Origin of the sequence: Sulfurovum sp. UBA12169, assembly GCA_002742845.1 — a bacterium.
GTDB lineage: Bacteria > Campylobacterota > Campylobacteria > Campylobacterales > Sulfurovaceae > Sulfurovum.
The window spans coordinates 865907-887313 of record DLUH01000005.1 but is presented as its reverse complement, the minus strand read 5'-3'; the positions used below and the strand labels follow the sequence as shown (position 1 = coordinate 887313).

Below are 21407 nucleotides of genomic sequence, written 5' to 3'. Positions count from 1 at the left end.
TCTTCCGCTTTTTAAGCAACTTGTGTAATTTTTGCATCACCCGTTCTCCAACAAACAGATTGCAAGGCACCATGACCGCCATCTATCAAAAATGCACGCATCCTCAAGAAGAAACAAACTCCACTTCTACAATTTTGCCAAAATCATTACTTTCCAAAAGCAGCTCAACCCTGTAAGCCGAAATCATCGTTTCGTCTTGAATTTTGTCAATTTTATAAATTTCTGCATTATTATGTTTTCCGTCTATGAGAATTTTTTTATTGTCTATGTTTTCATAATCATTACGACTGACAAAAACAACCAGCTTAGAACGGCTAATATCGAACGCTTTTGCCAATTGTGTACCTGCGGTAACATAATCACCGTTATTTGCTTGAAATGATTTTATATAAAGTTTATTTACCGATATTTGTTTTTTTGCTATCGTATCCTCAAGTTGGGCTATCTGGATTTTAAGATTTTCTATTGTTACCTTAAGATCAAGCACCAGATAGTACTTTTCATCTTTTTCAAAAGCACTTTTTCCGGCAACCTGAAGATACTTTTGATAATTTTTGGTAAGCAAATTTAACTTTTCCTCATAATGCCTTAGCTGTATCCGATAGCCTTTCAACTCTTTTTGCTCCAAAGAGTCATCGAGTTTAATGATCATTTTATCGACCACTTTGGTTTCATCATTTTTATCCAGGTATACAATCTGTCCGTTTGTTTGTGCGTAAATAGTAAAACTGTCAAACGGCTCTATTTTTGCCATATAGGTTTGAGAAAAAAGCATGATCGGCACACACAAAAGAAATACATATTTCATTTTTAATCCTTAATTTTAAATACCGCCGCATAAAGCGCAGGCAGATAGAGCAAATTCAACACTGTCCCCCATGCGATACCAAACCCCAAAGATACCGCTATCGGCTGAAGCATGATAGACTCGCCCGATGGAAAAAATATAATGGTCATAAGCCCCAAAACCGTAGTAATTGAGGTGATGAGTATAGGTCTTACTCTTTGTTTGGCTCTTTTGTAAAACTCTTCTTTGTTTTTGGTTCCGTGCAAAAAATCCAACATGATAATCCCATCATTGATTACCACTCCGGCAAGACCGAGCATGCCGATCATAGATTGGGAATTGAGATTGATACCCATAATAAAATGGCCAGCTACGGCACCTAAAACAGTAAAAGGGATGACAGAAATAAGCATTAAGGAAACCCTAAAGGAAGGAAAGTTGATCAACAGTGTGATAAAAATCAAAAAGATGGCTATCATAAACGCTTTTGCCATATCAATTGCCATTTGAATGCTTTTTTCACGTTCTCCGCCAAAACTGACTGTGATATTGTCCTGTTTTGCCTCCTGAACAATCTTATCGATTTGCTTTAAAACTTCATTTGCGCTAATGATTCGATTATCTACATTTGCAAAAACACTTTTGTAGATTTTTCCATTTTCTTTTTCGATTTTTTCAAAATTTCTTTCGATCTTAAACTCTACCACATCCTGCAATTCGACAAATCCGTTGCCTAGAGGGATAGGAAAATGTTTCAATTCATCCAAATTGTCTTTGTGGATTGAGTATGTTTTTATTTTGATAATTCCGCTATTGTCAAACGTGGCTGCCTGTTCTTTTTCCATAAAATAGCTGCTAAGCGCCAAAGCAACAGCCGTGTCAGTCAACCCCAAAGTTTGGCCATAAGGGTTCAGTATAAATTTATACTCTTGTTGTCCCATTTTTGTATTGTCTGTAACGTCTTTTACCCCCTCAATCGAAGAAAGTTTTGTTTTGAGTTTTTCTATATGCGAAACAAGCGATTGGGTATCATCTGAGCTTAATTTTATTTCAATGTCTGTTTTCATCACGTGAAGCCTGTTGCTTACGATATTGAAATCCACGGCTTTGTCTTTTTGTGTAACAGGTGCAACAAATTCTCTTATTTTTTGCATCACGGCCTGAGTACTTTCTAACCTGATTTTATCTTTTTGTTCAAAATCAAAACTAAGCGACAGCACCGGATTGATGTAATTATCCAAAATATTGTCTTCTTTAAAATCTTCAAGCTCCAGCATCAGCGTAAATCCGTTTTCTATTACTTCTGTCGTGCCGGTCAAATCAGAAAAAACACCTACAGAGGTATTGATGTTTTTAATGTAAAAACGCTGTTTATTCTCCAGCAAAAGCTGTTCGTATTTTTCAACTATCTTATCGGTCTCTTCGATACTTAAAGAATCATCCAGCTTGACAGAAAGCGTAACGTTTCGTGAATCCATGTCGGGAAACATTTGAAATCTGCTGTTTTCTACAGCAAAAACAGTTAACACAGGAACAATAATATAAAATACAACCAAAAATGATTTCTTGTGGTGAATAATTTTATGTAAAATCGTTTCATATGCATTGTATACGGGTGACCAGTCAAACAGTTTGTCATTTTTCCGCAAAATATCTTTTGCATGAAGCGGCAAAAAGAAAAAAGATTCTATCAAAGATGAAAATATCAACACCGATATCACTATCGGGATCAGTTTGATCAGCAATCCCATTTCGCCGCTGATCAAAAGCATAGGCAAAAAAGCAAATATCGTAGTAAACGCAGCGATCATGACGGGCATAATCATCTCTTTGGTGCCATTGATCACCGCTTCGTTGACGTCGGCTCCTTCATCCAAGTGGCGCTGAATATTTTCACTTACTATGATCGCATCATCCACAACAATACCTAAAGTGATCAGCATCGCCATCAGTGAGATCATATTTAAACTGTAACCCAAAACCTCTATGATCAAAAGCCCAAAAATAAACGAAAACGGTATCCCCATCACAATTACAAGCGACAATCTGGGACTGATTAAAATGTACATCGAAAATCCGACTAAAATAAGCCCCAATGTAATATTGGAAAGTATCGTTTTGATCCTCTGCTCAACAGGCCTTGAGCTGTCTCTTGAAATATCAATTGATAAATCTTTATAGGTATTTTGTGTTTTCTGCAAAACTTTTTTTACTTCTTGGGAAACCTTTATGGAGTCGCCCTGCTCATCTTTAAATATCAGCAATGAAATAGATGATTTTGCATTAAACCTCGAAATGGTATCCTTGGTCGGATAATCGATCTTGACGGCAGCCACATCGCCCAAATATATTTTTTTGCCCTCAGCCTCTATGAGTGTTTCTTTCCAGAGATTAAGATCAAACTTGTTGTTGTTGGCAGTTAAAAAGATATGATTGCCGACCTCCTCGACAAAAGCAACCGGATAGATATACGAAAGCTCTTTAATTTTATTGATAATCAAAGAACTGTTCAGCCCGTACATCATAATTTTTTTATGGTCTAGCATAATATCGATCTGCAGATCACTATCGCCAAATATCTGCACATCGTTTATATGAGGTACCTGAAATACAGATGTCTTTAATTTTTCTGCGATATCCAACAGTCCTTTTTGGTCATAAGCGCCTGAAGACAAAGAAACATTCAAAAGCGGCATCACTTTTTGAGAAACCGTTGCTATGGGCTCATCCATATCGCCCGGAAGGTACTGCCTGGCGATGCTAATGGCATCTTTGACCTCATTGAGCACTTCATACTTATCGACACCGTCTTGAAGTTCAATGCTGACAAGAAAACTCCCGTTAGTAATAGTTGAACTTACTTTTTTGATGCCGGAAATAGCATCGATTTGATTTTCTATCTCTCTAACGGCAAAATTGTTCAGCGCATCTGCACTTGCTCCGCTATAGTTTCCTTTGATATCGATCGCATCAAGCGTCACGATAGGAAACATCTCTTTTGGTATCTTTATGTAAGCAAAAATACCCATAAACAATAAAAATACCAAAATAGTGTGGTTCAATCTTGAATTGTCGAGAAAATATTTTATAAGAGAGTGCAAGATAAGATTTCCTCTTTTTTAGATAGATTTTAGGCTGACTTTTTATCGCTAATTATAGCCGCCTGCATATTAATCAACATTAATCACAAAAGACGATTTTGTATCGCAGTTTTATTTTTTAATTTAATAGCCGCTGCCGTTTAATTGGTTTGCGACATATTTTGCATGATTGTCCGTCATGCCAATGATATAGTCTATGACTCTTTGATACATATGATACACGCTGTCTGTTTTTTGCGGCCTGCCTCCGCCCATCAATTCCAGTGCCCTTTTATTTCTAAAAGACAATGCTGTTCCGTCCCCGCTTTTATAGAGTTCATAGGTAGCGCGAATGAGAATATCCAGCAGCGTTTCTATGATGTTGTATGCTCCAAGTTCCAGTTCAATTTTTCTTTTTTCATTAAATATTTTTTTAATTCCCAATCGTTTTGCTTTTTTGATCCCTTCTTTAAGCACTTTGTTATTAAAAAGTTCAATGAGATCTTTTGGCTGATTATCCCCTGCAATGGCATCAAAATTTTCTTCAAAGACTTCCATTGCATGGGTAGCCAAAATATAGATAGAAGCGGCTACCAGCTTTAAAACTTTTTGGGTCTGTGTATATTTTTCATTACGATAAACTTCTTCTGTTTTTTCTTCACCGCAAATTGAGACAAAAATATCCCTCATGTCTTCTAGGGTTATAATCTTCAGCTCAAATGCATCTTGCAGATCCAATAATCCGTAGCAAATATCATCAGAAGCCTCCATCAAATAAGAAAGAGGATGTCTCTTGAAGGAACCGTCGGCTTTGGCCAATCCAAGCTCCTCAAACAAAAGTTTAAAAAAATCTGCTTCGCTATGAAAATAATTAAATTTTGATGTCCCGGTTAGCTGACAATGGCTTGAAGAATAAGGATATTTTACCAGTGTTCCCAATGTCGCAAATGTAAGATTCATCCCTCCGCCAAATAGGTTGTTTTCTATTTTGCTGACTATTCTGAAACTTTGGGCATTACCGTCAAGACATTTAAAATCTTCCAATTCCTCCGATGATAACTCTTTTAAAAAATCTTTGTCTGCATTTTTTGCAAACCACTCTTTGATGACCTCTTCTCCGGCATGTCCAAAAGGCGGATTGCCGATATCATGAGCCAAACATGCTGTTTGAATTATATAGGCAACATCATAAGGCTCAATGGCATGATACTTCTTTTTTAGAAATTCGCCGGCTTTCAATCCTAAACTTCTTCCGACACTGGCAACTTCCAGGCTATGGGTTAATCTATTGTGGACATGATCGTTTTTTGACAAAGGATGAACTTGCGTCTTTTTGGACAACCTTCTGAATGGATTGGAAAAGATTACTTTGTCGTAATCTTTATGGTAACTGCTGCGACAGTACTCTTCTATGGTGTCCTCTCTTGTTTCATTGCAACCATGATATCTTTTTTTTGATAATAATTTTTTCCACATCATTAACTCTTCGCTTATCACTATACCCTACCCCGGTACCCTATGTTTACGTTTCGCTCTTTATACCGCATAATAGGTAGCTTCCTTATGGTGCACCGTCAGTGCGGTAGTGCTTTGTTCGGGATGTATTTGGAACGTTTCGCTAAGCTCTATGCCAAACTCTTCAGGTTTCAATAGATCAAAAAGCTGGCGGCTTTGCTCCAAATCCGGACACGCAGGATATCCAAACGAATATCTGGCCCCCTGATAACGGTTCATTCGCACATCTCTTAAAGTGTGGCCCTCATCCTTGCTTGCAATATTCAGATCCAAACGTATCTGTTTGTGCGCTATTTCTGCAAGTGCTTCGGCTAACTCCACTGAAAGTCCGTGTACCAAATTGTATTCAAGGTATTTTCCCGCTTCGTACAACTCTTTTTCATATTGGCTGAATTTCTTGCCTGCGCTCACACAGGTTAAAGCAATGACATCATGCCTGTCGTGATGAAAAAAATCACTCAGTGCACGATGCGGTTTTCTGCCTTGTCTTGGAAAAGAAAACTGTGTGACGGCCCTGCCTATGACCTCATAAAGCGGCTCTCTATTTGCATTGGCATCAACATTCCACCCCTCACTCTCATCAAAAATCAGCAACTCCTGATCATTGCTTCTGCACGGATAGTACCCATAGATGATAATCGGCTCGAAAAGGTCTTTTTCAATGAATTCTCGCTTAAGTCTTTCAAATGCCGGGATAATGGTTTCATCAAGCAGCTTTTCATAGGCTTCTTTACTCATCCCTTTGCTTTTATATCCCCAGTGCATCTTAAAAACAGAACGTGTATTGATCCACTCATAGATCATACTGGCATCCAAATCAGCTTTTTGGAGTACTCTTCTTCCCCAAAACGGCGGTGTAGGTATCTCCGCGGAGCGGTCAGGCATCTTGATTTGCTCAAAAGGCGGAATGATCGTCTTTTTTTGTACTTTTTCTTGGCGTTCCGTCATGTCACCCGATAAGCGTGTATCAAGTCCTACACTTGGGTTTTCATTGTACTTTTCGATACGGCCCATGGCAATGACTCCGTCAAAGGCATCACGGCAGTAAAAGATAGGTCCTTTGTACACGGGGCGGCAAAAATCATCGACAAAACTTCGCGTCAATGCCGCACCGCCCAAAAGTACAGGTATCTCAAGTCCCATTTGCGCCATTGCCTCAAGATTATCTTTCATGACAGCGGTAGATTTTACTAAAAGCCCGCTCATGCCGATAGCTTGTACCGGATGTTCCTGGAGCATATCAAGATACTCTTGCAATTCGGTTTTGATCCCTATATTGATAACCTTAAATCCATTGTTAGAAAGAATGATATCCACCAAATTTTTACCTACATCATGGACATCGCCCTTGACTGTACCAATCACCAGCGTAGTGTCAGTATCTTTCTCTTGTTTGGTGAGATACGGCGTAAGATAATCCACTGTGGCTTTCATTGTCTCAGCGCTTTGAAGCACAAAAGGCAGCTGCATCTGCCCGTTTCCAAAAAGTTCTCCCACTACTTTCATCGCATCAATGAGTATCTCATTGACAATGGTATCGGGGTGGATATGATGACGCGCCTCTTCGACTAAAGGGATCATGCGCTCTTTATCGCCGTCTAAAAGCAATTTTGCAATCTTCTCTTGGGGATTCATCGTTTCATAGGCTTCATCATTGGCACCGCTATCGACTGTTTTGTCAGAAAAATATTCTATAAATTTAAAAAGAGAGTTATCATCTGCCCCAAACAACAGCTCTTCACAAATAGCAATCTCCTCTTGACTCATTTTGGCTAACGGCACAATGTGTTTGACGTTGATAATGACCGATGTCATTCCCGCCGCAACACAATGATGCAAAAAGACTGAGTTAAGATAGACTCTCGCATTGGCACTCAATCCAAAAGAGATATTTGAAAGTCCAAGCGTAGAACCCACCTCAGGATGTCTTGCATGCAGCTGACGGATCGCTTCTAAAGTTTGCACTGCCGCATCACGATACTCCGGATCTCCTGAGCCAACGGTAAAAGTCAGCATATCAAAGATGAGATTTCTGGGATTTATGCCGTGTCGGTTTACACACAGGTCATAGATGCGCTCAGCAATACGAAGTTTATCTTCAGTGGTCTTTGCCATCCCTTTTTCATCAATCGTCAAACAGACCAGAGCGGTACCGTATTTTTTTGCCAGTCTGCAAATTTCGTCAAGCTTTCCTTCGCCGTCTTCCAAATTGACCGAATTAATGATAGGTTTACCCCCTATGCATTTGAGCGCCTCTTCCATCGTATTGACACGTGTGGCATCAGGCATCAGCGGCAGAGGTATTTTTTGATTATACAGCTCCATCACCGCACGCATATCCGCCGCTCCATCACGGCCGGCAAACTCTACGTTGACATCCAAACAGTGTGCTCCGTCACGTACTTGTGCCTGTCCCACAGTCAACGTCCCATCGTAATCGCCTGCAATGATAAGTTCACGAAATGCTTTAGATCCTGTGGCATTGCTTCGCTCTCCTATCAGCAAAGGTGCAGGTTCCTGAAACAGCTCTACGCTGTTAAACAAAGAAGCGATAGAGGGTTTGATGCTGCCTGTGGGTTTTTTGGGCCTTATAGTCCCCACTGCTTTTTTAAGCGCTTGAATATGCTGCGGTGTCGTACCGCAGCATCCGCCCAAAAAGCTCACTCCGTCAAATTCGGTAAACTCAAGCTGTTTTGCCGTAAATTCATCCGGCCCCATCGGATAATAGGTGTACCCTCCTCTGTTTTGAGGCAATCCGGCATTGGCATGCACAGAGATTGGAATGTTACAAAGTTCACTGAGTGTTTTAAGATGTTTTTTGACCTGATCGGGACCTGTTCCGCAATTGAAACCTAGCGAGAGGATATCAAAAGGCTCCAAGATTGTTGCGATCGTAGATGTGTCCGTACCGATAAGCATGCTTCCGCTAAGCTCAATGGTTACAGAAACCATGATAGGCAATTGAACCTTGCGCTCGCCGTTCGCTGCTTCGCATCCGTGGAGTGCGGCTTTGATTTGAAGCGGATCCTGGCAGGTTTCAAGCAAAAATATATCACTCCCCCCATCGATCAGTCCAAGAGCCACCTCTTTGTAGCCTTCAAACATCTCATCATAGTGGATATGTCCTAACGAAGGCAGTTTTGTTCCCGGACCCATGGAACCCAGTACAAACCGCGGAGACTCCTTTGTAGCATACTGATCGCATATGTTTTTTACAAGCTGTGCACCTTTTTTGGAGAGTTCATACGCACGCTCTTTCATATCGTACTCATCCAGCACCCACGGCATCGTACCGAACGTATTGGTCTTGATCAGATCTGCACCCGCCATCGCATAGCGTTTATGAATTCTTGCTATAAGCTCAGGTGCGGTATCGTTGAGCAATTCATTGCACCCTTCTTGAGAGACCCCTTTATCGTCTATCCATGCTTCTTTGGGCACTTCGAGGTCTTGTATTTGGGTTCCCATCGCACCGTCTATAACTAAAATGCGTCTGTTTAAAAGTGATTTTATTGTTTGGATCGTAGACAAAAAACTTCCTTGATTGTAATGGTGTAATTGTAGCAAAGTATGAAACAAATACGTTTAAAAGGATGTTGTTCTTGTGCCGCAATAAGCGAAAGGCTAAAAATTGGAAGAGTGGTATTTTTTAAAAAAAGCACAAAGAAGGCTTAAAGCGCTTCTTTTGCCTTTTGTAGTGCCTCAATGACTGCATCAATATTTTCTTTAGGAATATGCACTTTCCAGTCCGGTTCTTCCAAGGTTGTCTGAAGCGAAATACCGATGCTTGCTACGCTCTGGCTCTTTGGGCCGTAGGGTTCGTGAATAATTGCGATAGTGATTTTACCTTCTTTTGTGTTGCTTAATGCTATTTCATCCATTTTAGTTACTGTTCCGCTCATCTTTATTCCTTTACACTATAATTTTTCAGTTTGATTATACCATAGATCTTAGAACTTCTTAATTTACTTCTGCTTTAACATTTTAGAAAACATGGCTTGCATTTTCAACCACATTTTATGCTCTATTGCAGGGAAGCCGGCATATGTTTTTCTGCCTTCAAGTGATTTTGTCACACCGCTTTTGCCCGCAATCGTTGCAAAAGCCCCGACTTTTAAGTGTCCGGCCGTGGCACTCTGTCCGCCCATGACAACATTTCTCTCAAGCGTGGTGGAGCCAGCAAGCCCTACCTGGGCGGCACAAAGACTGTGTTCTCCTACATCGCAATTATGTGCAATTTGTATAAGATTATCCAATTTTGTACCCTTGCGAATATACGTACTGCCAAAAACTGCTCTGTCTATGGCACAGTTTGCCCCTATCTCCACATCATCTTCAATTACAACATTGCCATTTTGATAAATCTTGATATGCTCTCCCGTCTTTGTGTGGGCAAAACCATAACCGTCCGAACCAATGACGGTGCCTGCATGGATAATACATCGGCTTCCGATTTGGGTATGATGATACAGTGTAACATTGGGATACAATAGTGTATCCGAACCGACAGTGACATTGTCCCCCACATAACATCCGGCCAAAATTGTTACATTGTTTCCAATGTTTACATTTTTGCCAAATCGTACACGCTTATCAATATCGCAACCTGTTCCCATTGAAGGATGTCCGCCATAAGACTCTATTTTGTGGGCAAAAAGTTTGGAGGCAAGTGCGAGTTTCAAATACGGTTCATCTGTTATCAATGCGATCGTGCCTGAAGGCAAAAGATGCGCATATTTTTCTTCTATAAGCACTGCTGCGGCTTTTGTAAAAAAAAGCTGATCCGCATATTTTGAAGCATTAAAAAAACTCAGTTGCGAGGAAGCGGCCTCACTCAGTGTATGAATACCATTGATTTGAATGTCCTGCCCTTTAAAATCAATCTTGATCTCTTGGCAAATCTCTCTTAAACTGTATTCTTTCACCCTTCGCCTTTTATAAAAATGGATTAACGCTCAATAGCAACAACGCCGCTACGCACTGTCTCGCAGGGATTGTAACGCTGTGCGGCTTCAATAAAATGCTGAATACGCATCGGCTCATCCGCAACCTGCGCAATAACCATCTCTTTGCCCACGTTAACGATTCCGCCATTATACGCTTTACATAGCGCCGCAATATCACTCAGATTTTCAGCAATAGGAAATTTGACCAGCACCATCTCTTTTTCTACCATCTCCTCATGTTCGATAACCTTATAAACAGGAATGAGCTTGTGAAGCTGTTTTGTTATCTGCTCCATTACCTTGGCATTCCCTTTGGTCTCTATAGTAATATGGGACATTTCACTATTTGGTATAGGCGCAACCGTGAGTGACTCAATGTTGTAACCGCGTCCTGCAAAAAGTGCAGTCACCCTTGCAAGCACAGAACTTTCATTCATTACGATTATAGAAATAACACGTCGTTCGTCTTTCATTGTTTCTGCTCCCATCACTTCTCCTCACTTTGCGGTAACATCATATTGAACAATGCACCCCCTGCAGGCACCATCGGAAGTACATTTTCAAAACGATTGATGGCAATATTCATAAAGCAGACCTTGTCTTGCTCTATGGCATCTTTGAGTGCGGCATCAAACTCTTTTTTGGTCGCAACATCGTATCCTATGCCACCGCATGCCTCAGCCAAAGCCTTCCAGTTTGGTTGAAAAGTAAGATCTGTTTGTGAATAGCGTTTCTCATAAAAAAAAGTCTGCCACTGTCTTACCATTCCAAGAAAATGGTTATTTAAAATCAGGTTGATAACCGGTATTTTATATTCGGCCGCAGTGACAAGCTCTTGCATATTCATGAGGATTGATCCATCGCCGGTAACATTGATGACAGTTTTTTCAGGAAAGGCCCGTTTTGCTCCTAGTGCAGCAGGAAATCCAAACCCCATGGTTCCCAGACCTCCCGAATTGATCCATTGGCGCGGCCTGTCAAACGGATAATGCTGGGCTGCCCACATCTGATGCTGCCCGACATCCGAAGTAATAATGGCATTTTCACCTACCAGCTCACCCACTCTTTCGATAACCCACTGCGGTTTAAGTACTTCGTCGCTATCTACATACGATTGAGGATGAAGCGTATCATACCGCTTAAGAATCTCCCTCCATGCTTGGTACCTATCGGAATTAACATCCTCCAACAGCGGGATCATATTTTTCAATACATCATAGACATCACCGACAATTGGATACTCCACATCGACCAATTTGGCTATGTTTGCCGGATCGATATCCACATGAATAATATCCGCATAACGCGCAAATTCAGAGAGTTTGCCTGTTACTCTGTCGTCAAATCTCGCGCCCAATGCAATAATGAGGTCTGTTTCACTCATTGCCATATTGGAGGCATAGTTTCCGTGCATACCAAGCATTCCTAAAAGTAATGGATTTTTAGCGCCCATAACCCCTCTTGCCATGAGTGTTTCAACTGTAGGAATCTGTGTTTTTTCGGCCAACTCCCGCACCAAATCGCTTGCGTTGGACAATACGACGCCTCCGCCCGCATAGATCAATGGTTTTTTAGCTTTTTTGATCGCCTCAACCGCTTTTTCTATCTGCTTTTTATTTCCTTTGTATGTTGGCTTATACGTAGGTATGTTTACAGTCTCAGGGTAAACAAAATTTCCCACTGCTACGGTAATATCTTTAGGCACATCTACAAGCACAGGACCGGGTCTTCCCGACCTTGCGATATAAAAAGCTTCTTTTAAAATACGCGGAAGTTCTTCAATCGTACGCACCAAAAAGTTATGTTTTGTACAGGGTCTTGAAATGCCTACAGCATCAATCTCTTGAAATCCGTCTGTTCCTATAAGGGACAAAGGAACCTGCCCCGAAATAACAACCAAAGGAATAGAATCCATATAGGCCGTTGCCAGTCCGGTCACGGCATTGGTAAATCCCGGTCCGCTTGTAACCATTGCAACACCTACTTCGCCTGTTGCCCTGGCATATCCGTCTGCTGCATGCACTGCTGCTTGTTCGTGACGGTTGAGTATATGCTCAAAACCGTTTTGCTTGTAAATCTCATCATACACATGCATAATTGCACCGCCGGGATAACCAAATACGGTCTTTACGCCCTCGGCGATGATCGCTTCACATACCATTTGTGCACCACTCATCTGCATGGCCTACACTCCGTTTTTCTTTAATATTTTATTTTTCCGATTATAGCTAAAAAAGATTAGAGTTTATCGCACATCTCCAAAGCTACACCTTCACGCAGCCCGTCATCAACCACCATACACTCTTCAAATTCAAGAAGGGTATAAAGCTGTTTAAAGATCAATATCCCTGCAGCGATCAGATCAGACCGCCCTGTGCCTACCATATATTCGCGCTGCTCAAAAGGCATAGCCAAGAGTTTGCCCAAAAAGAAATCCAGCTCATCTTTTTGAAGCAATGTTCCGTTTATTTTTCGCGAATCATACGTTGCATAGCTTTGATTAAGTTTCATTGCGGCTACCGTAGTAGGAGTGCCTGCAGTGGCAGCAAACATATCCGCTTTGCCGTAAACAGCATAAATTTCAGCGCAAAATGTTTTCATCTGGATCATCAGTCCGGGCAATGCCTTTTCTATCTCCTCAAGCGAACAATAACTTTGTGCAACGGTCACGATACCAAGAGGAAAGCTTTTGGTGAAAACTTGATTTGAATAGTGAAAAATAAGCTCGGTTGATCCTCCGCCTATATCGACTACGATAAAATTTTTAGATGCATACGGTAAGTTTTCAAATCTTTTTTTTACCGCCAGCAAGGTCAATGCTGCCTCTTCATCGCCGCTAATTATTTCAAATGCAATGCCGGTCTGCTCTTTTACCTTTACAATAACCTCTTCTTTGTTGGCAGCACTTCTTAGTGCTTCGGTAGCCACAGCCCTGATTTTGTCTTTACTGAAATCTATTTGTGTTTTAGCCTCATTGATTGCATCAATGACTCGGCTAACCGCTTCATTGCTTATGGTTCCGTGGTACGCCAGTCCATCAGCAGTTTTTACTATTTTTTCATACGCAAAGATGCACTTTTGGCTTGCGCAGTCAAACTGAACCACCCGTAATGTATTTGAACCCAGATCAATCGCTATCATCTGTTTTTATTTATCCGTTTACTGTTCCTCTTTAAACACAAATCCGTTTTTTTTGAGCGCTTGACGTATCAGCTCTTGATGCTCTACCCCTTTGGTCTCTAGCGCAACAGAAACATGAGCATCCCCAAAATCCAAATTTGTAGAGGTTCGATCATAACCTATTTGAACGATATTAGCATTAATGTCTGACAATATTTTTGTAAATACCTGTAGCGCTCCGGGCTTATCAACCAACGTAACTACCAATTTCATTTTTCGTGCAGACTTCGTAAGCCCTTTTTCAATGATGAGCGAAAGCATCGTAACATCAATATTTCCTCCGCTGAGAACAATTCCCACCTTGCTTCCTTTTGGTAAATCGATTTTGCCATGCATAAGCGCCGCTACCCCTACGGCTCCTGCGCCCTCCACCAATACCTTTTGTCTCTCAAGCAAAAATAAAATAGCCGAAGCAATCTCATCTTCGCTCACGCTCTCAAACGCATCAACATAGCGAAGGATATACTTTAATGTTACAGGCGAAACATCACGCACGGCAATTCCGTCCGCTATCGTACGAACACTCAACGAGTCCAACGGCCGCTTGGCATCATAGGAGTTTTTCATCGCCGGGGCACCTTCTGCCGATATACCGATAAGTTTAACTTTTTCCTGGAGTGTTTTGGCGGCACACGCAATACCGGAAATAAGCCCTCCTCCTCCTACAGGCACCACGATGGCATCAAGATCTTCTGCCTCTTCTAGCATTTCAAGTGCTATCGTGCCTTGGCCCGCCATTACCTCATCGTCTGCAAAGGGATGCACAAATGTACAATCGTTTTCTTCTGCGAACTTAACCGCATAAGCATAAGCCTCATCATAATTTGTTCCATGCAGCATGACCGCTGCCCCAAACTCTTTGACGCCTTGCACCTTGGTTAACGGAGTGGATTCAGGCATTACAATCGTCGCACTGATACCAAAATATTGTGCAGAGAAAGCAACACCCTGGGCATGATTTCCCGCACTTGCAGCAACCACTCCTCCTTTGTATCCCTCCTCCATCAAACAAGACAGCTTGTTGAAAGCACCGCGGAGTTTAAAAGCACCGGTATGTTGGAGATTTTCTTTTTTCAGATACACTTCAAAGCCGCTCATTTTGCTTAAATTCGGGGCGTAAGAAAAAGGGGTACGGCAGACTACCTCCTCTATTCTTTTATAGGCTTTTTCAATACGTTTTAAGTCTAACATTATGCATCCTAGGTAATAATTGGCAAAAGTATATCAAAATAAAGGATAAAGCATGGAATGTGAATTTCCAAGGATTAACAGCAATAAAGAAGAAATCATTAAATATTTTAAAGACACAAAAAATATTGCCGTAATCGGCGCTTCCCCAAACCCCCAAAAAGACAGCCATAGGGTTGCCAAATATTTACTTGAAGCAGGCTATAAAATGTTCCCTGTTTACCCTAAAGAAGAAGAGATTCTCGGTCAAAAAGTCTACAGAAGCCTTCTGGAGATCGATGAGCCTGTTGACATGGTTGTTGTATTTAGAAAACCTGAGGTGGTCGATGCTGTCGCTGATGCTTGCATCAAAAGAGGAGATGTAAAAGTGCTTTGGACGCAGATTGGTATCGTCAACAATACTGCAGCGGAAAAAGCAAAAGATGCAGGCATCCATGTCGTGCAGAACCGATGCGCAATGGTCGATCACAGAGCGCTTTTGGGATAAACGGTTTCTGACTACCCTTTTTTGACCAAGAAGACACCGCTCTCTATATGTTCGGTATGAGGAAATTGGTCAAACAAGGCAGCCTCAGCCACCTCATGGGTTTGCGTCAATACGCCCAAATCTCTTGCTAAAGTTTCAGGATTGCATGAGATGTAAATAATATGATCAATTTTTGAAATAAGCGCCATTGTTCCTTCATCAAGCCCCGCCCTTGGCGGATCAACCAAAACGATAGAAAAATCATACGCCTGCAAGTCTATTCCTTTGAGACGGTTGAATGTTCGTGCACCGCTGAGCGCTTCAGTCATCTCTTCAGAAGAGAGTCTTGCAAAAGTGATATTGGCTATATCATTGTGTTGGCAATTTTCAAGTGCTGCCCCAATTGAACGCTTGCTTATCTCTGTAGCCAACACCTTCTCAAAATAGTGCGAAAGCGGCAATGTAAAATTGCCCAACCCGCAATAACTTTCCAAAAAATCTCCATAACCTACTTTTTTGGCTTGTCTGATAGCCCACTCTATCATCTTTGCGTTAACCGCTGGGTTGGGCTGCGTAAAACCGCTTTCATACTGCCTATAAGTAAAACATCTGCCGTCAACAATAAGCTTTTCAGTCACATACTCATCGCTGAGTACGACTTTTTGTTTGCGGCTTCTGCCCAAGATTTTGCACCCGAGCTCTTGTTCGAGAAGCTTGGCTTCTGTGCTCCATGCGTCGTCGAGCTTTTTATGATAAAGCATCGTTATGAGGCACTCATCGGTCATCGTAGCCAAAAATTCTACTGCGAACAACCGATGTCCCAATGTCTGTGTCGATGCATTGATCTTTTCCAGCAGTCTCCACATACGTTTTTCGATCGCTTCGATGACCTTGGGGCACTCCTCGATGCAAACCGCACCGTTTTTTTGAGAGTTGCCCATTGCATATGCACAACGGTCCCCTTCATGCCAGATACGAAACTCTGCTCTGGCTCTATAGTGCGAAGAAGGAGAGCCAAACAACTCTAACTCTTTTTTATAATAAGGCGCAAGCAACTGCGCCACCCTTTCGTGCTTCTCATGGAGCTGCTCTTCATAGCTCATCTCATACAATCCGCAAGACCCACAATTTCCAAAATGTTTACATCTCAAAGTAATGCCTTTAATTACAATTAGGTATAATCGCAATAATATTATTTGTATCATTTTATCTAAAAGGTAGTGTAAATGTCTATCAGTGTGGTTATACTCGCGGCGGGTCAAGGAACAAGAATGAAGTCAGCCACCCCCAAAGTACTTCATCCAATATCCGGCAAACCTATGCTTTTTCATGTGATTGATGCAGCCAAAATACTCTCGAATGACATCACGGTCGTGCTTTATCATCAGGCAAACCGTATCCAAAAAGAGATAGAGACGCAGTACGAGGGAATTTCTTTTCATAGGCAAAACGCCCAAGAGTTTCCCGGTACAGGAGGTGCGATGAAGGGGGTACATATACAGCACGATAAAGTATTGATACTCAATGGAGATATGCCGCTTATGACGACAGATTCTCTGCTTTCTCTTACGCTGGGTGACGCGCACATCAACATGTCCGTCCTGAAACTTGATGATCCAAGCGGCTACGGGCGGGTAATCATCGATGAGGATAAGGTACAGGAGATTGTAGAGGAAAAAGATTGTACGTTCGCACAAAAAAAGATACAATCGGTCAATGCCGGTGTGTATTGCGTTAAAAAAGCAATGCTGGAAAACTATATTCCCCGACTAAACAACAACAATGCACAAGCAGAATACTACCTTACCGACATCATTAAAATGGCAGTCGATGAAAATAAAACAGTGCACCCTGTTTTTGTGCAAGAAGAAGAGTTTAAAGGAGTCAACTCCAAACTTGATCTGGCGTCTGCTGAAGAGATTATGCAAAGACGCATCAGACATAAATGGATGAAAGAAGGGGTGAGCATGCGCCTGCCTGAGACGATCTACATTGATAGTCAAGCCACATTTGAAGGAGAATGTGTCCTTGAAAATGGCGTGTGCATCCAAGGAAAAAGCCATCTCAATAATGCACACATCAAAGCACACTCTATTATTGAAGAATCCTATATAGAAAATTCTGACGTGGGCCCTATGGGACGCATCAGACCGCATTCAAAAATTATCAACACCCATATCGGGAATTTTGTAGAAGTCAAAAAATCCACCCTCAACGGTGTTAAAGCAGGACACCTGGCTTATATCGGTGATGCGAGCATCGATGAAGGCACCAATCTTGGCGCAGGAGTCATCACCTGCAATTATGACGGCAAAAACAAACACCAAACAATCATTGGGAAAAATGTCTTTGTCGGCAGCGATACACAGTTGGTTGCGCCCATTGTCATAGAAGACGATGTGATGATAGCCGCCGGAACCACTGTCAATAAAAATATAAAGCAAGGCGAGCTTGCTATCTCAAGAGCTCCGCTTAGAACAATAAAAAACTTTTTTTACAAGTTTTTTCTCGCAGAGAGCAACAAGGAAGACAAATAGATGCAGGTTGATTTAAAAAATAAAACGATTTTACTGGGCGTCACAGGAAGCATTTCAGCCTACAAAGCCTGCGACATTGCAAGACTTTTTGTCAAAGCCGGCGCACAGGTGCATGTCGTGATGACGCCCAGTGCTGAACGGTTTGTTTCTGCGCTGACCTTCGAGGCACTTACGCGAAATCCCGTACTGACAGAAAGCAGTGAAAGCTGGGTCTCAGAATTGAATCATATTGAGATAGGCAAAAAATGCGACACGTTCCTCATCGCTCCCGCTACAGCCAACACGATCAATAAACTTTCTAAAGGGATTGCTGATAATCTCTTAACACAGACTGCTCTGGCTTATGCCGGACCTATGCTTGTTGCCCCTGCTGCCAATACTCAAATGCTCAAAAACCATTACACTGCGGGCAGCCTTAAGATGCTGGGAGTTAATGATTATACAATCATACAGCCGCAAGAAAAACTTTTAGCGTGCGGGGATGTAGGTTCGGGTGCACTGGCAGACCCTTCTGAAATATTTTTTGAAACGGCAAAAGCCCTGCTCAAGGAGAATTTTTGGGAAGACAGACGTATCGTGGTTACGGGCGGAGGTACCCGCGAAAAGATAGATGAAGTACGCTATATCAGCAATTTCTCTTCAGGAAAAATGGCAAAAGCACTCTGCCTAAGCCTTTATCTTAAGGGGGCAGACGTATGCTACATTACCACTGCGGGGAAAGAAGGATTGCCTCAAAATATCTACACCATAGAGGTTGATGACACAAAAGAGCTTTTGGATTACACACAGGATGCTGTTCGCGTAGCCAAAAAAGGAAAGATGAGCAAAGTCTCTCTGAACAGCTATGACCCCAGACATCTCATACAGAAAGAACCTTACCTCTTTATGGTTGCAGCCGTTTCTGACTTTACGCCCAGGTATCCGCAAAAAGGAAAACTCAAAAAAAGCCTCTTGGGTAACACATGGAGTTTGGAGCTAAAACAAACACCGGATATCCTCTCTGTTTTAAACAAAGAAGGCATTAAAACCATTGCTTTTAAAGCAGAAATGGATCCCGAGCATGGCCTCGCCAATGCCGCGGCACTGCTTGAACAAAAAGAGGTTGATGGGGTATGCTACAATCTTTTAAACAATAGCGAAAGCTTTGGGACAGAAGAAAACGAAATCACATTTATCACAAAAGAAAGTCAAACCACGCTAGAAAGAACCGACAAACTCACCCTTTCTGGATATATTCTTGACAAAGCAAAGGCGCTTATAGATGGGTGATACTCCCCTGCGGCATCTGGCTGTCATCATGGACGGCAATGGAAGATGGGCCGAGCAGCGTGGACTAAAGCGCACCAAAGGACATGAAAAGGGCGCAGAAGTCATTCGCGATATTACTGCTTATTGCGCCAAACATCCCACGATAGAAACGGCTACGTTTTATGCGTTCAGCACAGAAAACTGGAAGCGCCCCAAAATAGAAGTGGAATTTCTTATGAAAATGCTAGACAGATATCTTAAAGAAGAATTATCCTCTTATCAAAAACAAGGCATCGCATTTAGAGCAATCGGGGATTTGAGCGCTTTTTCAAAAACCTTACAGCAAAGGATTCTGGATACCCAAGAGCAAACCAAAAACAATACAAACCTCACACAAATACTTGCACTCAACTATGGAGGACGCGCTGAAATCACCGCGGCAGTCAACAGTCTTATTGCAAGCGGGAAAAATATGCTTACAGAAGAGGATATATCATCAGCACTTCAAACACCTTATGCTGATATCGATCTGCTTGTACGGACCAGCGGAGAACAGCGCATTTCAAATTTTTTGCTTTGGCAATTGAGCTATAGCGAACTCTATTTTGCATCCACCTTTTGGCCCGATTTTACCGCGGACGAATTGGATACAATCATCCAAAACTACCATCAGCGCACAAGACGCTTTGGAGGACTATAATGCAAGAAGAGATTCTGCTTCCCGTAGCCATAGCCGTGTTTATTTTGGGAATCACCATCGGTTCCTTTTTAAATGTAGTTATTTACCGTATCCCCAAAGGTGAAAGTATCGTTTTTCCGGCATCAAAATGTCAAAGCTGCCATACGCCGCTTCGATGGTGGCACAATATTCCTCTCGTTTCGTGGATTGCATTGCGCGGAAAATGTTATTTTTGCGGCGAAAAAATTGCCATACAGTATCCCATGCTCGAGCTGATTACCGGACTCATTTTTACAGCGCTTTATATGAAAATGGGGTTAGTGTGGTATTTGCCTTTTGCGGCTGCTTCTTTTGCCGCACTCCTTGCTTTGGTGATGATCGATTTTAAATATATGGCTGTTCCGGATAATGTCAATTTTTCTGCCTTGATTTTTGCTTTGATTCAGCCGGACTTCATACATGCCGCTTTATATGCAGCCATTGCCGCAGGAGGACTTTATCTTATCGGATTAGTTTCTTCTTTTCTTGCAAAAAAAGAGGCGATGGGCAGTGCAGATGTCATTGTTGCCGGAACCATGGGTGCCCTTCTTGGATTTCCAAACTTTTTTGTTGCCCTTTTTCTTTCGGCCGTACTGGCAATGGTTCCCTCATTGATCAATCGCGAAACAGGCGTACCGTTTGTGCCTTTTTTGGCACTTGCAACACTGATTGTCTATCTTTATGACACGCAAACATCATATCTTATAGGAAAAATCATCTATGGTTAATATCAAAGGGTATATTTCAACCAATTTCACCAAAGCATTTTTGACAGTATTTCTTCCTTTTTTTCTTATCATCTCCCTGGTGTATCTTGTAAAAATAGCTTCGCTTACGGCTCAGATACAAATCTCTTTTACAGAAATGTTTCAACTGTACAGCTATACATTGCCCGATATCATTTTCTATACTCTGCCTCTTTCTTTTGTGGCAGCTTTGACAAACGTTCTCATGAGACTCTCTTTGGACAATGAGCTGATCGCGCTATATGCGCTTGGGCTCAAAGCAGACAAAATACTGAGAAGTCTTTTTGTTCTGGGATTGCTTTTTTCACTGCTGCTTCTCTTTGTTTCTTTTTTGGCGATGCCGCTCAGCAAGCAATATTATCAATCATTTAAGACGGCCAAGCAAGCCGAGGCTAAACTCAATATCGTTCCGGGTAAATTGGGTCAAAGGTTTGGGGATTATTATGTCTATGTTAAAGAGAACAAAGATGATGTTTTTCACACGATCGTCATCTATAACCGCACAAACAAAGACCAAGAACAGTTTTTCTCTTCGCATAGCGGCAAACTCAACAAAGAACACAATCAAACTTCGCTTTTACTCAATGAGGGATACGGATATACTTACACGGGCACCAAACTACAGCAAGCCCAATACAAACTTCTTCAAGTTTACGACACAACCGCACAAAAAGATTTCCATTATCAAGACATATTTAACTATTGGGCACAGGCAGCCGTCAATCAAAAATTAATGGGCAAAATTCTATTTTTTATCTTTGTGAGTTTCATCCCCCTTCTTTGTGTCTATCCGATAGCTTCTTTTGCCATGATCAACCCCCGATATGATGCCAATCATTCTTTTCTTATTATCTTTGCAGTGTCGCTCTTTTTTTATTTTATAGCGTCATCTTTGGACAAATGGGGAAATTTTTACATAGTGCTTTTACTGATTTTTATAATTGCGCTGTTTGGAAAATGGCTCTTTAACAAACGTGTAGCTAAATATTTTTAACA

At 41.7% G+C, this 21407-nt stretch carries 17 protein-coding genes; 6 read left to right on the top strand and 11 right to left on the bottom strand.

All coding sequences use genetic code 11. The features are described from left to right. Positions 1–103 precede the first annotated feature (103 nt). The 10 genes from CFH81_09460 to CFH81_09415 form a co-directional block, all read right to left on the bottom strand. The gene (locus CFH81_09460) at positions 104–808 is read right to left on the bottom strand and encodes a hypothetical protein (protein ID DAB40406.1); all 705 of its coding nucleotides are present in this window, start codon (positions 806–808) and stop codon (positions 104–106) included. A gap of 2 nt (positions 809–810) precedes the next feature. Then, positions 811–3888 (bottom strand): multidrug transporter AcrB, encoded by a 3078-nt coding sequence (locus CFH81_09455; protein DAB40405.1) that lies wholly within the window; start codon positions 3886–3888, stop codon positions 811–813. 123 nt (positions 3889–4011) lie between these two features. Continuing rightward, a complete protein-coding gene (locus tag CFH81_09450) occupies positions 4012–5343 on the bottom strand; it encodes a deoxyguanosinetriphosphate triphosphohydrolase (GenBank protein ID DAB40404.1) in 1332 nt (443 codons plus the stop codon). 60 nt (positions 5344–5403) lie between these two features. Then, positions 5404–8913, bottom strand: a complete 3510-nt coding sequence (gene metH, locus CFH81_09445; protein ID DAB40403.1) for a methionine synthase — start codon at positions 8911–8913, stop codon at positions 5404–5406. 140 nt (positions 8914–9053) lie between these two features. Next, positions 9054–9284 (bottom strand): hypothetical protein, encoded by a 231-nt coding sequence (locus tag CFH81_09440; protein ID DAB40402.1) that lies wholly within the window; start codon positions 9282–9284, stop codon positions 9054–9056. 63 nt (positions 9285–9347) lie between these two features. Then, positions 9348–10307 carry a UDP-3-O-(3-hydroxymyristoyl)glucosamine N-acyltransferase gene (gene lpxD / locus CFH81_09435; GenBank protein ID DAB40401.1) on the bottom strand — a complete coding sequence of 320 codons (960 nt, stop codon included), beginning with the start codon at positions 10305–10307 and terminating at the stop codon, positions 9348–9350. A 23-nt stretch (positions 10308–10330) separates the two neighbouring features. Further along, positions 10331–10801, bottom strand: coding sequence for an acetolactate synthase small subunit (locus tag CFH81_09430; protein DAB40474.1), 471 nt, complete (start codon positions 10799–10801; stop codon positions 10331–10333). Between the two features lie 14 nt (positions 10802–10815). Continuing rightward, positions 10816–12510 (bottom strand): acetolactate synthase, large subunit, biosynthetic type, encoded by a 1695-nt coding sequence (gene ilvB / locus CFH81_09425; GenBank protein ID DAB40400.1) that lies wholly within the window; start codon positions 12508–12510, stop codon positions 10816–10818. A gap of 56 nt (positions 12511–12566) precedes the next feature. Then, complete coding sequence (locus CFH81_09420) at positions 12567–13469, bottom strand: phosphatase (GenBank protein ID DAB40399.1); 903 nt, start codon at positions 13467–13469, stop codon at positions 12567–12569. A gap of 18 nt (positions 13470–13487) precedes the next feature. Next, entirely contained in the window at positions 13488–14699 is a 1212-nt protein-coding gene (locus tag CFH81_09415; GenBank protein ID DAB40398.1) for a threonine ammonia-lyase, read from the bottom strand. A 52-nt stretch (positions 14700–14751) separates the two neighbouring features. On the opposite strand from CFH81_09415, the gene CFH81_09410 reads away from it, so the two are divergent. Beyond that, positions 14752–15183 carry a CoA-binding protein gene (locus tag CFH81_09410; GenBank protein ID DAB40397.1) on the top strand — a complete coding sequence of 144 codons (432 nt, stop codon included), beginning with the start codon at positions 14752–14754 and terminating at the stop codon, positions 15181–15183. Positions 15184–15194: 11 nt separating this feature from the next. Here CFH81_09410 and CFH81_09405 read toward each other — a convergent pair whose 3' ends face one another. Then, the gene (locus CFH81_09405) at positions 15195–16313 is read right to left on the bottom strand and encodes a tRNA (uridine(54)-C5)-methyltransferase TrmA (GenBank protein DAB40396.1); all 1119 of its coding nucleotides are present in this window, start codon (positions 16311–16313) and stop codon (positions 15195–15197) included. Between the two features lie 75 nt (positions 16314–16388). On the opposite strand from CFH81_09405, the gene glmU reads away from it, so the two are divergent. The 5 genes from glmU to CFH81_09380 are packed head-to-tail and all read left to right on the top strand — an operon-like array spanning position 16389 to position 21405. After that, entirely contained in the window at positions 16389–17699 is a 1311-nt protein-coding gene (glmU, locus tag CFH81_09400) for a UDP-N-acetylglucosamine diphosphorylase/glucosamine-1-phosphate N-acetyltransferase (protein DAB40395.1), read from the top strand. Further along, positions 17700–18968, top strand: coding sequence for a bifunctional phosphopantothenoylcysteine decarboxylase/phosphopantothenate--cysteine ligase CoaBC (gene coaBC, locus CFH81_09395; protein ID DAB40394.1), 1269 nt, complete (start codon positions 17700–17702; stop codon positions 18966–18968). It begins immediately after the preceding gene. Continuing rightward, positions 18961–19647, top strand: coding sequence for a di-trans,poly-cis-decaprenylcistransferase (uppS, locus tag CFH81_09390; protein DAB40393.1), 687 nt, complete (start codon positions 18961–18963; stop codon positions 19645–19647). The genes coaBC and uppS overlap by 8 nt, the downstream gene beginning before the upstream one ends. Then, complete coding sequence (locus CFH81_09385; GenBank protein DAB40392.1) at positions 19647–20393, top strand: prepilin peptidase; 747 nt, start codon at positions 19647–19649, stop codon at positions 20391–20393. The genes uppS and CFH81_09385 overlap by 1 nt, the downstream gene beginning before the upstream one ends. Beyond that, positions 20386–21405, top strand: a complete 1020-nt coding sequence (locus CFH81_09380; GenBank protein ID DAB40391.1) for a hypothetical protein — start codon at positions 20386–20388, stop codon at positions 21403–21405. The genes CFH81_09385 and CFH81_09380 overlap by 8 nt, the downstream gene beginning before the upstream one ends. Positions 21406–21407: the final 2 nt, after the last annotated feature.

Bases quoted from the DNA above. Each gene is read 5' to 3' on its own strand.
- CFH81_09460 (DAB40406.1), bottom strand. From the start codon at position 808: ATGAAATATGTATTTCTTTTGTGTGTGCCGATCATGCTTTTTTCTCAA.
- CFH81_09450 (DAB40404.1), bottom strand. From the start codon at position 5,343: ATGTGGAAAAAATTATTATCAAAAAAAAGATATCATGGTTGCAATGAA.
- CFH81_09440 (DAB40402.1), bottom strand. From the start codon at position 9,284: ATGAGCGGAACAGTAACTAAAATGGATGAAATAGCATTAAGCAACACA.
- CFH81_09430 (DAB40474.1), bottom strand. From the start codon at position 10,801: ATGAAAGACGAACGACGTGTTATTTCTATAATCGTAATGAATGAAAGT.
- ilvB (DAB40400.1), bottom strand. From the start codon at position 12,510: ATGCAGATGAGTGGTGCACAAATGGTATGTGAAGCGATCATCGCCGAG.
- CFH81_09420 (DAB40399.1), bottom strand. From the start codon at position 13,469: ATGATAGCGATTGATCTGGGTTCAAATACATTACGGGTGGTTCAGTTT.
- CFH81_09415 (DAB40398.1), bottom strand. From the start codon at position 14,699: ATGTTAGACTTAAAACGTATTGAAAAAGCCTATAAAAGAATAGAGGAG.
- CFH81_09410 (DAB40397.1), top strand. From the start codon at position 14,752: ATGGAATGTGAATTTCCAAGGATTAACAGCAATAAAGAAGAAATCATT.
- glmU (DAB40395.1), top strand. From the start codon at position 16,389: ATGTCTATCAGTGTGGTTATACTCGCGGCGGGTCAAGGAACAAGAATG.
- coaBC (DAB40394.1), top strand. From the start codon at position 17,700: ATGCAGGTTGATTTAAAAAATAAAACGATTTTACTGGGCGTCACAGGA.
- uppS (DAB40393.1), top strand. From the start codon at position 18,961: ATGGGTGATACTCCCCTGCGGCATCTGGCTGTCATCATGGACGGCAAT.
- CFH81_09385 (DAB40392.1), top strand. From the start codon at position 19,647: ATGCAAGAAGAGATTCTGCTTCCCGTAGCCATAGCCGTGTTTATTTTG.
- CFH81_09380 (DAB40391.1), top strand. From the start codon at position 20,386: ATGGTTAATATCAAAGGGTATATTTCAACCAATTTCACCAAAGCATTT.